Here is a 13,904-nt window from a genome sequence, read left to right as displayed (position 1 = left end):
GGCCGTGTTAGCTTGCCCGTATTTAGAACGATCTAAAAGTGTCCAGCCCCGAACCCCTGGCGGCCGGCCCCACCCGATCCTGTCTGAGATGGAGTACTCCGGATGACCCGGCCGACCCAATTGCCCCAGCCTACCGCCATGGCACGCGGCGCGCGCCGTTTATGGCGTGGCCTGAGTGCCGCCATGCTGGTGGCTTGCACCTTCGCGGCATCCGCGGCGACCGCAAGCGAGGCCGGTCGCCGGGCGTACGAGGCGGTCGACCCGTTCATCGGCACCGGCGGCGAAGGCCACACCTTCCCCGGTGCGACCGTGCCGTTCGGCATGATCCAGCTTAGCCCCGACACCGAAATCAAGCCGCGCAAGGACGCCTACGGCTGGGCCGCCGGTTACCGCTATACCGACAGCAGCATCGTCGGCTTCTCGCACACGCATTTCTCCGGCACCGGCCATTCCGACCTGGGCGACGTGCTGCTGATGCCGATCGCCGGCGAGGTGAAACTCGAGCGCGGCGATTCCAAGGTCGCGCGCAGCGGTTATCGGTCGAGCTTCCGCCACGACGACGAGGTCGCCCAGCCGGGTTACTACGCCGTCACCCTAGACGACTACAAGATCCGCGCCGAACTCACCGCGAGCGAGCGCGTCGGCGTGCACCGCTACCGGTTCCCGCAAGGGCAGGCCGCGCATGTGCTGATCGACCTGCGCACCAGCCTGTACGACTACCCCGGCAAGGTGCTGTGGTCGCGCCTGCGTCTGCGCGCCGACGGCACCGTCACCGGCTTTCGCGAAACCCGCGGCTGGGCGCCGGGCCGGCAGCTGTATTTCGCGATGCGCTTCTCGCGGCCGGTCAGCGGTCACGGTTTCCACGACACCGAAGCCGACGTCGCCTACAAGGGCTTCCCGCCGCCGGGCGAAAAAGACCCGAGCAAGCGCGCGCAGATCGAAGGCCGGCAACTGGTCGGCAGCTTCGATTTCAACGACGCCGCCGGCAAAGAGTTGGTGGTGAAAGTTTCGATCTCGCCGGTCAGCGAAGACAGCGCGATCGCCAACCTCGAAGCCGAAGTGCCGGGCTTCGATTTCGACGGCGTGCGCGCCAAGGCGCGTGCGACCTGGACGCAGGCCTTGTCGGCGATCGACGCCGACGCGCCCGAGCCGATGCGCAAGAGCTTCTACACCGCGCTGTACCACACGCTGATGGGGCCGAGTCTGTTCATGGACAGCGACGGCCGTTATCGCGGGCCCGACAACGCCGTGCATCAGGCGAAAGGCTTTCGTTATCACTCGACCTTCTCGCTGTGGGACACCTACCGCGCGCTGCATCCGCTGCTGACCTTGGTGCAACCCGAGCAACGCAATAACGACTTCATCAACTCGCTGCTGGCCTCGCGCCGCGACAGCCCCTACGGCATCCTGCCGGTGTGGGCATTCCATGGCCAGGAAACCTGGTGCATGGTCGGCTACCACGCGGTGCCGGTGATCGCCGATGCCTACATGAAAGGCATCCGCGGCTACGACACCAAGGAAGCGCTGGACGCGATGGTCGCCAGCGCGAGTTACGGCCCCTACGACGGCATCGCCCAGTACATGGAGCTGGGCTACGTGCCGATCGACGAAGAAGGCGAGGCTGCGTCGAAGACGCTGGAGTACGCGTTCGACGATTGGACGATTTCGCGCGTGGCCGCCGATATGGGGCGCAAGGACATCGCCGCGCAGTTCTCCAAGCGTGCGGGTAACTGGAAACATGCATTCGACGCGTCGAGTGGCTTCATGCGCGCGCGCAAACGCGACGGCAGCTTCCGCGAACCCTTCGACCCGACCGTCAGCGGCTACGGCAGCGACTACACCGAAGGCAACGCCTGGCAGTACTCGTGGTACGTACCGCAGGACGTCGCCGGCCTGACCCAGGCGCTCGGCGGCGACGCCAAACTGGTCGACAAACTCGACCAGGTGTTCGACGCCAAGGTAGACCCGAAAATTTTCGAACACATGGAAGACATCACCGGCCTGATCGGCTGGTACGCGCACGGCAACGAACCCAGCCACCACGTCGCCTACCTGTACGGCTACGCCGGCCAGCCCTGGCGCACCCAGGAGCGCCTCAAGCAGATCATGGCGACCCAATACGCCCCGCGCCCCGACGGCCTGGCAGGCAACGACGACCTCGGCCAGATGTCGGCCTGGTACGTCTTCACCGCCCTGGGCTTCTACCCCGTCGCCCCGGCGAGCAACGAATACGCCATCGGCCGCCCGTTCCTGCCGCGCGCCACCCTCAACCTGCCGAACGGCAAGCGCTTCAGCGTGATCGCCGAGGGGCTGGACGAGGCGCATACCTACATCGGCAGCGCGACCCTCAACGGCAAGCCCTTGAATCGCAGCTTCCTGCGCCACGAGGAAATCGTCGCGGGCGGGGAACTGCGGTTTGTGATGCAGGCGCAGCCGAACAAGGCGTGGGCGACGGATCCGAAGCTGCGGCCGTATTCGATGAGTGTGGGGCGGTGAGGGTGGTGGCTCTGGGTTGGATGACTGCGGCCGCCGCGGCCGGTTGACGCGCCGACCGGCCGCCGCGCCGCAACCCCGGGCCGAACCACGGCATTTGACGTAACCACGAAAGGCCCGGGCTCCCGCACCCGGGCCTTTTCGTATCCATCCGCTCGACCGCGGCTTACGCCCGGCCCGGCGAGCCATTAGAATTCCCGCTCGCGCCTCGCGCGGGCCTATAGCTCAACGGTTAGAGCAGAGGACTCATAATCCTTTGGTTCCAGGTTCGAATCCTGGTGGGCCCACCATTGCGTAACGTCAAACGGCTTTCTGCGCGATCCAGCCATGTTTGGCCAATTCGGCCAAACCTCGATGGATGTCCAGCAAGTTTGGCCATTTTGCGAACGCGAGTGTCTAGGCAGGAAACCTTGCGGATGAAGGCCGGTGAGGAGTGGCAGAGAGCTTGTCTAGACGGACGCTTTTCGGCGTCGGGTGGCTTCCCGTCTGCCGAGTTGCTTTTTGAGGACGACGCCCACGGCAATTCTGGCTATCCGTACCCCAACCCCAAGCTCCTGTACCGCCGCCTCGGCCAGATGGTCGAGGCTTGGGAACTTGCCAGAGGGGTACTGCGCGATGGGGCCACTAAGTAGAAAATCGGTGGAGCGCTCAATTTCGGCCCCGGCTTTTTTGTTCCTGCATCCAGTGCGATGGCGCGCATACTTTGCGCAAAGGTCGCCATGGTGGTAGTTCAAGAAGCCTTTGGATACACCAAGCTGGTGCGCGATCTCAGTCAATGATGGAAGCTGGTCATAGTCGGATTTAGAGAGTTCCGACTGCAGGCGATCCAGCGCTAATCCAACTAGTTCGACCGACTTCCGTGGCTTGATGTCAGCGGGAAGATCTAGTCGCGCAAATTCCAGTAAGCATGCGGATTTTGCCGCCCCGACGGGATCCAGGAAAAGATCCGAAGGATCGATACCGAATGCCACGCATCTTCTCAACAATGTCATGAACCTCGGGCGAGTGACCTCTCTGGCGTTCTGAGGTCGCCTGGGAGCACGGTAGGTATGTCGACTAATCTTCAACCCAATGGGAGAAAGATAGTCAGCAAAGTCCTTGATAAACACTCCATACGCGTCATCGACCGCAGATGTAAGGTCTCCAGCCGAAATTTGTTTCACCAGCCCAATGCATTCCTTTTCATAAGGGGCTGGATGAAATACGACTTCCCACCTGGAAGGTTCGCTGAGCAATGGCCTTTTGCACACGCAGCACAGCTCCATGTGCCCAAGATGGTGATAGTGGGCCTGCGAGTATCCGCACTGAGGACACTTTGACTCCAACGCAACTTTGTGTGCGGGACAATTCTTAATGGCTGGGATTGCCCAAATAAGACGGTCGTAGAACGGGCTTTTGCTCTCCGTACTCTCTGCCATGCAGGCAGGGCACTAGGCACGGCCCTTACGAACCAGGGCGTGGCCATTCTGGGATATGGCGGGCCTGAGTGACAGCAGGGTGGTTCTCTCGAGAATAGTGCATCCAGTTGCATCGCCGACAATGTTTGTGAAGGTCGCAACATTTGGGCCTATGCCGCAAAGCATGGGGTTCATAGCGTTCGTGACATTCTTCTTTGCACTGTCGTCATCTGGGTGCTTCTGCCTCCACCAAGTGCGTAGATGAGTGGTCAGGGCATAGATGGATATCGAGTGCGCGCGAGCCATGCGGCAATAAAAGGATCCAAACGCTTCAATTTCCCAGTTTCCGACACCAATCGGCGAAAGAGGAAAATACTCAGTCATCGTCATGGAGGGCGATCTCCACAGCAACATTTCGATTGGGCTTGCGCTGGAACGGCGGGGTTCCTTGTTTATGGCCATCCTTGCTTACGTCAGGCTGATCTTTCTTCTGCGGTGGCTGTGACGCAGGAGGAACGGCGAACTGCGAACTTGGTTGGAGGGCTTCTTTGCCCTTCCTGATGTCCTCTGCGACTGCCTTTCTTTCTTTTTCGGGAGGGGCACACGCTCGAAGAATCGTCCTATCTATTGGTTGATGGCGGGCTTTGGCTTGAATGCTGCAGGACCAGAGGTGCTTGTCGAGTAAGCCAACCGTTCCATTGTTCCAGTGCAGAAGGTTGATAGCCTCGTCCAAGAGTAGGGACTTGGGCTTCAGGTCAAGCTTGCTGCTGTAGGTTTTGAGTATGCGCGCCCATGATTTGATGTCATCCGGGCTACTCACGGAGTAGTGACCAAAATCGAAGCTGATCACGCGCCCGCAGAAGTGGGCAGACTCGAATAGTCCTTTGTAGGCCATCTCGTAGCCCCCGCAAGCAATGAGAGACCGATCTATTGCGCATGTTGATTTGATGGACTCAAGGATCGCAGCGCGGAGTTCTGGATCTTTGGTTCGAGTAAGGAGGTGCGCTTCATCCAAACAGGTGCGACGAGTGAACCTATTAGTAAACGCCTCTTTCAGCGCAATGCGAATTGTGGATTCATCTCTGCCCTTTGATGGGAAGTAGTGCTCATTCTCCTCGAAGCTTCCTATGTGCTTGTATATCGGATGGTTCAGGGCCTTCAGTAGCTCAATCCCAATCCATTTCGGCTTTGTCCGCCCCTCGCTCACCGTCTCAATTTGCAAATCAACGATAGGGATCGCGCCGGGACGCTTGTGTTGGAAGGAATTCTACAGTATTGGGACGATCTCGTGGAAGATTATTGATTTGGCGCACTGCGTCGGTCCTAGGAGAAGCAATACAATTCCGTCGGTTGCATCGCGACAGAGGGGGATGAACATGTCCCTCGCTCTTTCAAGAAGTGGGTGTTTGATTACGCCGTTGGTAACTCGCGATACGCGATTCATTTATGGCGTCTCATTCTCGTATGGTTCGATATCATCGAAATTGAAGGGCACGAAAGTAGATAGCTCCGGCGAATCGTCGGAATTGACATCAGAGGCGGTCGGCTGAGAACTGCCCGACTCCTTGCGTTCTGCAATCTCGCGAAGCTTCTCGTTGACGATTTCGGCTACGCAACGATTCATGTCGTTAGTAAGTTCCGCCCGGAGTGCAGAAAGATCGTGGCGTTCAGCACTTCTGAACAGCAAGCTGGTTTCGCTCATGGCTAGCTGCAGGGGCGCTTCGGAACTCCTGCATTCCAGCCATTTGCCCTCGATGCAAACGTAGATGACGGAATCTGCGTAGGGTTCAAGTCGCACAGAGATGTCCTTCTTGTACCCGCGGTACACCAACAGTCGCGGCGAGCTGTACCACTTGTCATAGACGTGAATGCCCCTGCCAGTCCAAAGCTTGTAGTGGTCGTCGGGCGATTCGATTGATGTCGCGATTAGGAATTTCATATCCCACGAGACCTTGCGGCCGCCGTGCGGATACGACCTCTCGGCCTTCTGGCGAATGGCGTAGCGTGACGATGTCTCGCCAGGTTTTGGGCTATTGTTATAGCCACGGAACGCAAAGGCCTCTATGGCTTCAAAGGCCTCAAGGAGCGTCAAGCTGGAGCTCTTAGCAGCTTTGAATGCAGCTGAAACTGCGCGAGAACGTTCGATGCTGATGCCAAATCCTGGAAGGCCCCGCGCGAACCGGTCTTTGAAATCCTTGAAGAGACGTTCGACTTGCTGTCCGAAGCGGGGGTCTTCTGGCGGCCGTTCACAGCGCACAACCTTCAACGTTGCAAGCATGACGAAGAAGTGGCTACTCCTGAAGTCGCTACCGCCATCGACGATGATCATCTCAGGCAACCGGCCATGACGCCGGGCGCAGTCACGAATCACCATCGTGCAAGACTTTTTGCTCGGATCAGCGAAAGAAAGCCAGATCGCAAGTACTTCGCCATTAAAGGCGTCGACCATGGCAGTCAGCCAAGCGCGTTTGGTGATTTTCGCTCCATTGATGTAGCCGACCACTAGGTGTAGATCGGTCTTCCAGTGATCGATATGGGCAACCGCGAAAGGTCTGGTTGCAATGATCGTCTTCTTTGCCGGGTCAAACGAGTCCGCCTGCTGATTCTCCAAGCGACGGCCGCCCTTATTGAATGAGTCTTCATTCTTTAGCGATATGCGATCCCAATACGTGTAGAAGGTGGATCGGCACACGGGTCGGTCATCGAAGAACCCAAGATCAACTTTGGCCTGTGGAAACGCTTTTTCGTAGGCGATAAAGCATGAGCTGGTGGAGAGGTCGTTTTTGTCGCCTTTCCCTGCGCGGATAAAAGCCTCCAAAAAAGACAGGTGGACCGTTCCGATCATGGGGTCTTTGTTTCCGCAGTTTCCCCACAGCGGAACTAGGCTGCGCGGATCACCATCGGCTTCTCGAAAAGCCTTGCGATATCGGCGGATGGTTCGCTCTGAGACTTCCTCTCCATTGCTGTTAGTGCGCTTAGTTCCTTGGATAATCGCGAGCCGAGTTGCAACTTCAAGCTCGTATCGAGGATCAATGACATCGTTGGTATCGATCGCAGAAGAGCGGAGCAAGTTTGCAAGACTGCTGCTTGCTTCTTGAGCAATCTTGGCGAATTCCGGACGAGTTGAAATCCAAACACTACTTGGATCAGAGAGCGTTACGCGGTCCAGATCGGCAAATACTTCTTCCGAATCTAGGAGCTGAAGAACTGGGGTTTCATCAAATTCTCCGATTCGTTCAAGCAGGTCGGAGACGCGCATGGTTGACTCATGCTTGAGCAGGTGTCGGATACCTTGGCGAGCTTTCCGGTACTTCTTAGTGTCCGGTGCCTCCCGAGCGCTGGTGAGCAGTCGCAGATTGTCAGCGCGGAGCGAGCTCAATGAACTGATCGGAACGATGACATGTTCTATACCCATCGAATTGAAATGCTTCGATACCGGGAGATAGTGGTAGCCGTCTTTGTCGAGGATCCAATCCTCAGGTCGTTCGCGGATCAGCCTCTCGAGTTCGGAGTCCGCTTTGATCTCGTAGACGCAAACTCTTTGCCGGTCGATCGCCAGATAGTCAGCGGTGTAAGTGGTTCGGGTCCGACGTCCTATGTTGTCTGTGATCCCAACTTTGATGGTGATCGGTTGGTCAAAGACCGCAAGCAGATCACTGCGTCGATCGAGTTCGACGAGGAAATTGAATTCCCCTGTCATTGACTCGGCTTGGAGTACCACGCCCGGGATGCTTTTTAGAGGAACGTCGAAGATCAGATTTCGGCGCCGCTTGCGCCCTACCTTCCTGGCTGGCGGCGAAATTCCGGTCTCAATGACGTATGAGAGCCCTTCGGGCGAGAGGCCGAGGCGTGTAAGAGCCTCTTCCGTTAGCCTTTGAGCGGCTGGCCCTGCTTCGGCGAGGGCCTCGTAAAACTCTGATGACGTCTGAGCCATGGCAAAGTGGGCTCCGAGTCGGGGATTCTTTAGAATTTAGGGCAATGAACGAAAAAAGACAAGAAAATCGACTTTTTGGAAAGAATATCAAGATTGAGAGACTTCGTCTTGGGCTCAATCAGTCTGAGCTCGCCCAGATTGGCGGGGTCAGCAAGGCCACCCAGGTCGCTTACGAAGCTGACAGCACCCGGCCGGACGCTACCTATTTGGCCCGGGTATCCGAAGTAGGGGTCGATGTGCATTGGCTGTTGACCGGGCGTCGTGCGGCACCTGGTGTGCAGTGGGAACTGCTATTCGAGATCTCGGCCTTGGTCGATGAATGGATAGGCGAGCGAGGTAAGCCCACCCCTCCAGCGGAGCGAAACGATCTGCTTCGCAATCTCTACGCGCAATTTTGCGCTGACAACCGCATCGATATCGAGCAGATGCGAGCAACTTTTCGGTTAGTCAAATGAGCAAAAGCCAGAAAGCTGGACTTACCAAGGAACAGGTTCAGCAGATTCGCAAGCAGTTGCGTGAGCTGGATGATGAGCCGGAGTACTTTGAGTACCCGAATCGGTAGGATCATCTCTTATCCACCGACCCCAACCGGCAATGTGAAGCGCTACAGGTTTGGCATAGCGCTAATGCTGCTGGCAGTTTTCCTGATGCTGCTCGTTATCGTGCTGCCTGACGACGACCGTCGCTGGATATTTGCAGGCTTTGCCTTTTTGATGGTGGCGGTCGCCGCATGGCAGATAGATCTCGCGAAGAAAAGGTAGGCGAGGAATTTTCTGAAGGATGTAGGGAATAGAGTCAGCATAGGGGGAAGGGAATGGATGTTTTTTCGCTACGGGAACAATTGATCGGGGATTACAGTCGATTCGCTCGTTCATTCACGACAATCCTGGCCGACGATCTGCGGCGCGGCATCGATGATGCTTATTCCAGTGGGCGCTATTGGCCGGAGCCGCTGATCCAGATTAATCCCCGCTACCAGCAAGGTCGCTCGACAGCGGAACTTGCCGTGGCAGGCGAACTGTCTCCGCAGACGGCGAAGTGCTTTCCGATCGGCCTCTATCGCCATCAGGAGCAGGCGATTGCCTTTGGCTCCAAGGGCGAGAGCTTCGTGGTCACTACGGGTACGGGTTCGGGCAAGTCGATGTGTTTCTTTCTGCCCATCGTTGACGCCGTACTTCGCGCCAAGGAGCAGGACAGGACCCCGCGAACCCGCGCCATCGTCATCTATCCGATGAATGCTCTGGCCAATAGCCAGCGCGAGGAGCTGATCAAGTTTCTCGGTGAAGCGGGGCCGGTGACATTTGCCCGCTACACAGGCCAGGAAGATGAAGCGGAGCGTCAGCGGATCAAGGACAACCCGCCAGACATCCTGCTGACCAACTTCATGATGCTGGAAATGCTCATGACGCGTCAGTCCGAACTGGACACGCAGGTGATTCGCAACTGTTCGGGACTTCAGTTCCTCGTTCTTGACGAACTGCATACCTATCGTGGCCGGCAGGGTGCCGACGTGGCCATGCTGGTACGGCGCGTGCGTGAGCGGATGGCCCCGGAGCGCCTGCAGTGCATCGGCACTTCGGCCACCATGGCGTCAGGTGGCACTCAGCAGGACCAGAACCGCCAAGTGGCGGAAGTGGCATCGACGCTGTTTGCCACGACGATTCCGCACTTCAACATCATCACAGAGGATCTCGATCGAGCCACCCATCCCGCGAGAACCGCTGAATCAGTTGCAAGCGAACTCGCGACTGCAATCGATGCTGGTATCCGGTCCGACCTCAGCGATCAGGCGCTGCATGAACATCCCTTGGCGATCTGGGTCGAGACCCGCCTGGGCATTACCCGCGACCAGGGACAGAAATGGGTACGAGCCAAGCCGTTGACCGTGGCCATGGCGACCAGTTTGTTGGCCGCGGAATCAGGGCGAGATACTGACGCAGCAGGACGCGCACTGCGCGACATCCTGCTGACAGCTGCTATGCCGGAGAACATTCGAATCGCCAGCAAGGACGCAAGCGAGAAAGCCTTCTTCGCATTCCGACTACATCAGTTCATCAGCGGCGCTGGCGTGGCGTACACGACGCTCGATCCGTATAACTCGCGGCCGGTGGAGCTTGAGGGGCAGCAGTTCCTGCCCGCCGACCCAACCAAGCGCCTGTACTCCACCTATTTCTGCCGCACCTGCGGCCAGGACTACCACCCGGTGCGCCTGCGCCATGAGGACGGCGGGCGCATGTTGCTGGCGCGCGACATCGACGACATGCCAAAGCAGACCGGCCAAAACGAGGACGGGTTCGATGCCGATGATGATGCACAAGGTGAGAGGCTCGGGTTCGTCCTGGGCGACCCGGCACCGGAAACCCTGGATTTCACAGGGCGTGTGGAGGACTACCCGGAATCGTGGATCGAAACCTCGCCTGCCGGCGAGCCGCGGCTCAAGCGAACCCATCGTCATCTAGCAGCCGAGCAGCTTCTGGTGCAACCGGACGGGCGAATCGGTACGGGGCGGAACTACTGGTTCCTGCCCGGTAAGTTTCGCTTCTGTCTGCAGTGCCGGGACGTACATGGCGCACAAGGCAAGGACATCAATCGATTGTCCGCATTGTCGGCCGAGGGCCGGAGCTCGGCCACGACGCTGCTCGCCACCAGCGTCCTGCGCTGGATGCACGGTCCGGATGGGAAGGCCATCGAAACGGACAAGCGCAAACTGCTCGGTTTTACCGACAACCGCCAGGACGCCGCGCTCCAAGCCGGTCATTTCAACGACTTCACCTTTGTCATGCTGCTGCGCGGAGCGATCTATCGGGCGTTGCGCGAAGCTGGCGACGACGGTCTGTCAGACAGCGAAATTGGCACCGCCGTGCTCGGTGCGCTCGGCTTCAACAGAGAGCTTGGCCAAGGGGAAGACCCAACTGAGAGCCACCGTCGGGAATGGATGCAGGATCCCGCAGCGATCGGACGCGATCTAGCCGATGCCAAAGAGGCGCTTCGCTTCTTGCTGGCGTATCGCGCCTGGTACGACCAGCGACGCGGCTGGCGCTACACGAATCCGAACCTGGAAGAGCTCGGCCTGCTTCGAACTGACTACCAGGGACTATCCGCTCTTTGTGCCGACGCCAAGATTTTCGTCGATGCACCCCCGCTGTTTCGCAATGCCAGTGCAGTGGTACGCGAGCGTGCCTTCCGCGCGCTGTTCAACTACATGCGCAAGGGCCTAGCTGTGGATGCCGCAGCGCTCGACGCGCAAATGCTGGCCCAGCGCCGGGATGAGGCATTGCGCTTGCTGCGCAACCCTTGGGGATTCAGCCGCGAGGAGCTCCTGCTGGGCCGACGCTGGCTGTTTCTGCAGCCGCCACCCGCACAGGCGCTGCGTGGGCGGGACGAGGAACTGATCCTGCGAGGCGGGCTGCAGACTCTGCTCGGCAAGACCCTGCGCGACTCCCGGCTGTGGGAGGACGCACACGCAGGCTCGCTGAGCCGCAACGAGTACCAGACGCTGTTCGAGTTCATGATACGCATCGCGCAGGCAGGTGGCTTCATCCGCAGGGACGAGCACACCGACTTCAACCTTCCTGGGTACCGCCTCAACGCTGGGCGCATCCGCTTCCTTGCTGGTGAAGGCGGAACGGCCGCCAACGCATTCTTCATCGAGCAGTACCGGGGCATTGCCGACGTTCTGGCACAGCAAGACCGCTCGCTGTTTGCGATGGAAGCGCGCGAGCACACTGCCCAGGTGGATGCCGAACTGCGTGCCCTGCGCGAGATCCGCTTCCGTTTCGGCGAGCCTGAGCAGCAGAAGCTTGCCGGTGAGCTGAAGGCGACTGCACGTGAGCACGGCGAACCCAATCGTTTTCTGCCGGTGATGTTCTGCTCGCCGACCATGGAGCTGGGCGTGGACATCTCCGCGCTCAATGCCGTCTATCTGCGCAACGTGCCGCCCACGCCCGCCAACTACGTCCAGCGAGCGGGCCGTGCCGGGCGCAGCGGTCAGGCGGCACTCGTGGTCACGTATTGCGCCGCGCGCAGCCCGCATGACCAGTACTTCTTCCGTGAACCGTCGGCCATGGTCCACGGTGTGGTCAGGGCGCCGCTGCTTGATCTGGCCAACGAAGCCCTGATCCGCAGTCACCTGCAGGCGATCTGGCTGGCCGCCACCGGGCAGCAGCTTGATCGCTCGATCTCCAACGTAGTCGATCCGAGCTTGCCCCTTGCGCCGGTGCGCGATGCGCTTGCGACTGCCATGGGCACTGAGCAGGCAAGGGTAGACGCGACGGCGCGGGCCGCGCGCATTCTCCAGGCAATGGCCGGCCACATCGACGCGGAGCGCGCTCTGTGGTACCCGGGCCCCGATGCATTCGCACAACAGGTCATTGCCGATGCTGCGGCTCAATTCAATGCAGCGTTCAATCGCTGGCGTGACTTGCTCAGTTCGGCCGAGCGACAGAAGCGGCTCGCACAGGCTACCTTGGACAACTACGCCATCACAGACCGCCGCGAGCGGGACGACGCCAGACGCCGTTTGAATCAGGCCATCGACCAGATCAATTTGCTGCTGCATGGGCGCGACTCCCTGTCCAGCGACTTCTACACCTACCGGTATCTGGCGACCGAGGGTTTCCTGCCTGGCTACAACTTCCCGCGCCTGCCGTTGATGGCCTATGTGCCGGGTCGCGCCGACGTACGCAGCGGCAACCTGTTCTTGCAGCGACCCCGGTTCCTGGCGCTGTCCGAGTTCGGCCCGCGCAGCCTCGTCTATCACGAAGGCCGCGCCTACCGCGTGGTACGCGCGCGCATCGCGTTGTCCGCGGCCGACCAAGCTACAGCCGGCGGCTTGCTTGCCACCCAGGCAACGCGCGTGTGTGCGCATTGCGGCGCGGCGCATTTCGAAAGCCACTGGAACGACTGTCATTCCTGCGCCAGGCCGCTGCACGATGCCGAGCAGATCAACGGCATGTTCCGCATCGAGAACGTCGACACCGAGCCGGCCGAGCGCATCACCGCCAACGACGAGGAGCGTCAGCGCCAGGCCTTCGAGCTGCAGACCGTATTCAAATGGGGAGTCCGTGGCGGACAAGTGGATGTTCGTACCGTTCTGGCTTGTGATGGTGAGGGCGACATTCTGACTTTGCGCTACGGTCCCCAGGCCACCGTCACCCGAATCAACAAAGGTCTGCGCCGACGCAGGAACCCCAACTTGTTCGGCTTCTTCATCAACCCACGCACCGGCTGGTGGGTGAAGGAGGAGGTGGACGACGGCAGCGGCGGAGGCAACGACGACAGGCTCCCGCCGCAGCGCATTGTGCCGTTCGTGCAGGACCACAAGAACGCACTGCTGCTGCAACCGCATGGTGATTGCGCCCCAGTCACCTTGGCCACGCTGCAACACGCACTCAAGCGCGGCATCGAAGCGATTTACCAGCTCGAAGAAGCCGAGTTGTTGGCCGAACCACTACCTGATGCCCGCCTGCGTCGTGGCGTGCTGTTTTACGAGACGACCGAAGGCGGCGCCGGCGTACTGACGCGTTTGGCCAACGAGCCTGACGCGCTTGCCCAAGTCGCGCGGCAGGCACTACGCGTCATGCACTACGATGTGCCCGCCGAAGGAGCGATGCCCGACTTCGACACGCTATCCGATCAGGACGATGTGAAGTGCGTTGCCGGGTGCTACCGCTGCCTCCTCTCGTACTACAACCAGCCCGACCACGAGCTGATCGACCGGCGCGACCCGCAGGCCCTGCGTGCCCTCTGGCGCTTGGCCCAAGTGCAGACCGAGCTGCAGGTGGCGGCACACACGCCTGTGCCGTCATCGGAGCCCGTCGCCCAGCCCGGCTGGTCCGGTCAATGGCTGCATGCACGCGACCAGCACGCTGCGTTGCTACCGCTACCGGCCACTGCTCAAGTCGATGCTTGCACCGTCCTGCACTGGCCCGACCACTACGCCGCGATCGCCCTGCCCGATACCCCGCGCGAGTTGCAGTCCGCGTGGGAAGACCGCGGCTACACCTTCATCCGTTTTCCTGCTGATCCCGACGCCTGGACACCACTTTTCCAGCGCTTGGCGCGGCTACTAGGCCATTGAA

7 protein-coding genes and 1 tRNA gene are annotated in these 13,904 nt (G+C 59.8%); 5 read left to right on the top strand and 3 right to left on the bottom strand.

The features are described from left to right. Window positions 1-183 precede the first annotated feature (183 nt). Together IEQ11_RS22675 and IEQ11_RS22670 are read left to right on the top strand one after the other, a co-directional pair. Window positions 184-2,496: a GH92 family glycosyl hydrolase gene (locus IEQ11_RS22675; RefSeq protein ID WP_228464469.1), complete on the top strand. Its 2,313-nt coding sequence runs from the start codon at window positions 184-186 to the stop codon at window positions 2,494-2,496. Between the two features lie 211 nt (window positions 2,497-2,707). Next, window positions 2,708-2,783, top strand: a tRNA-Ile gene (locus IEQ11_RS22670). Window positions 2,784-2,942: 159 nt separating this feature from the next. Here the strand turns inward: IEQ11_RS22670 and IEQ11_RS22665 are convergent. The 3 genes from IEQ11_RS22665 to IEQ11_RS22655 all read right to left on the bottom strand — a co-directional run bounded on the left by IEQ11_RS22665 (window position 2,943) and on the right by IEQ11_RS22655 (window position 7,824). Beyond that, a complete protein-coding gene (locus IEQ11_RS22665) occupies window positions 2,943-3,656 on the bottom strand; it encodes a hypothetical protein (protein WP_191821131.1) in 714 nt (237 codons plus the stop codon). Between the two features lie 610 nt (window positions 3,657-4,266). Beyond that, window positions 4,267-4,785 (bottom strand): hypothetical protein, encoded by a 519-nt coding sequence (locus tag IEQ11_RS22660; RefSeq protein ID WP_247024646.1) that lies wholly within the window; start codon window positions 4,783-4,785, stop codon window positions 4,267-4,269. 549 nt (window positions 4,786-5,334) lie between these two features. Beyond that, on the bottom strand, window positions 5,335-7,824 hold the full coding sequence (locus IEQ11_RS22655; RefSeq protein ID WP_191821133.1) for a DDE-type integrase/transposase/recombinase: 2,490 nt from the start codon (window positions 7,822-7,824) through the stop codon (window positions 5,335-5,337). Between the two features lie 44 nt (window positions 7,825-7,868). Between IEQ11_RS22655 and IEQ11_RS22650 the strand changes: the two genes are divergently transcribed. The 3 genes from IEQ11_RS22650 (at window position 7,869) to IEQ11_RS22645 (ending at window position 13,903) form a co-directional block, all read left to right on the top strand. Next, the gene (locus tag IEQ11_RS22650) at window positions 7,869-8,279 is read left to right on the top strand and encodes a helix-turn-helix domain-containing protein (RefSeq protein ID WP_191821134.1); all 411 of its coding nucleotides are present in this window, start codon (window positions 7,869-7,871) and stop codon (window positions 8,277-8,279) included. Window positions 8,280-8,450: 171 nt separating this feature from the next. Continuing rightward, window positions 8,451-8,585, top strand: a complete 135-nt coding sequence (locus tag IEQ11_RS25930; protein ID WP_281439890.1) for a hypothetical protein — start codon at window positions 8,451-8,453, stop codon at window positions 8,583-8,585. A gap of 53 nt (window positions 8,586-8,638) precedes the next feature. Then, entirely contained in the window at window positions 8,639-13,903 is a 5,265-nt protein-coding gene (locus IEQ11_RS22645) for a DEAD/DEAH box helicase (protein WP_191821135.1), read from the top strand. The last annotated feature ends 1 nt before the right edge of the window (window position 13,904 follow it).

It is taken from the genome of Lysobacter capsici (assembly GCF_014779555.2).
GTDB lineage: Bacteria > Pseudomonadota > Gammaproteobacteria > Xanthomonadales > Xanthomonadaceae > Lysobacter > Lysobacter capsici.
This window is presented reverse-complemented; position numbering and strand designations above follow the sequence as displayed.

Bases quoted from the DNA above. Each gene is read 5' to 3' on its own strand.
- IEQ11_RS22645 (WP_191821135.1), top strand. From the start codon at position 8,639: ATGGATGTTTTTTCGCTACGGGAACAATTGATCGGGGATTACAGTCGA.
- IEQ11_RS25930 (WP_281439890.1), top strand. From the start codon at position 8,451: ATGCTGCTGGCAGTTTTCCTGATGCTGCTCGTTATCGTGCTGCCTGAC.
- IEQ11_RS22655 (WP_191821133.1), bottom strand. From the start codon at position 7,824: ATGGCTCAGACGTCATCAGAGTTTTACGAGGCCCTCGCCGAAGCAGGG.
- IEQ11_RS22675 (WP_228464469.1), top strand. From the start codon at position 184: ATGCTGGTGGCTTGCACCTTCGCGGCATCCGCGGCGACCGCAAGCGAG.
- IEQ11_RS22660 (WP_247024646.1), bottom strand. From the start codon at position 4,785: ATGGCCTACAAAGGACTATTCGAGTCTGCCCACTTCTGCGGGCGCGTG.
- IEQ11_RS22650 (WP_191821134.1), top strand. From the start codon at position 7,869: ATGAACGAAAAAAGACAAGAAAATCGACTTTTTGGAAAGAATATCAAG.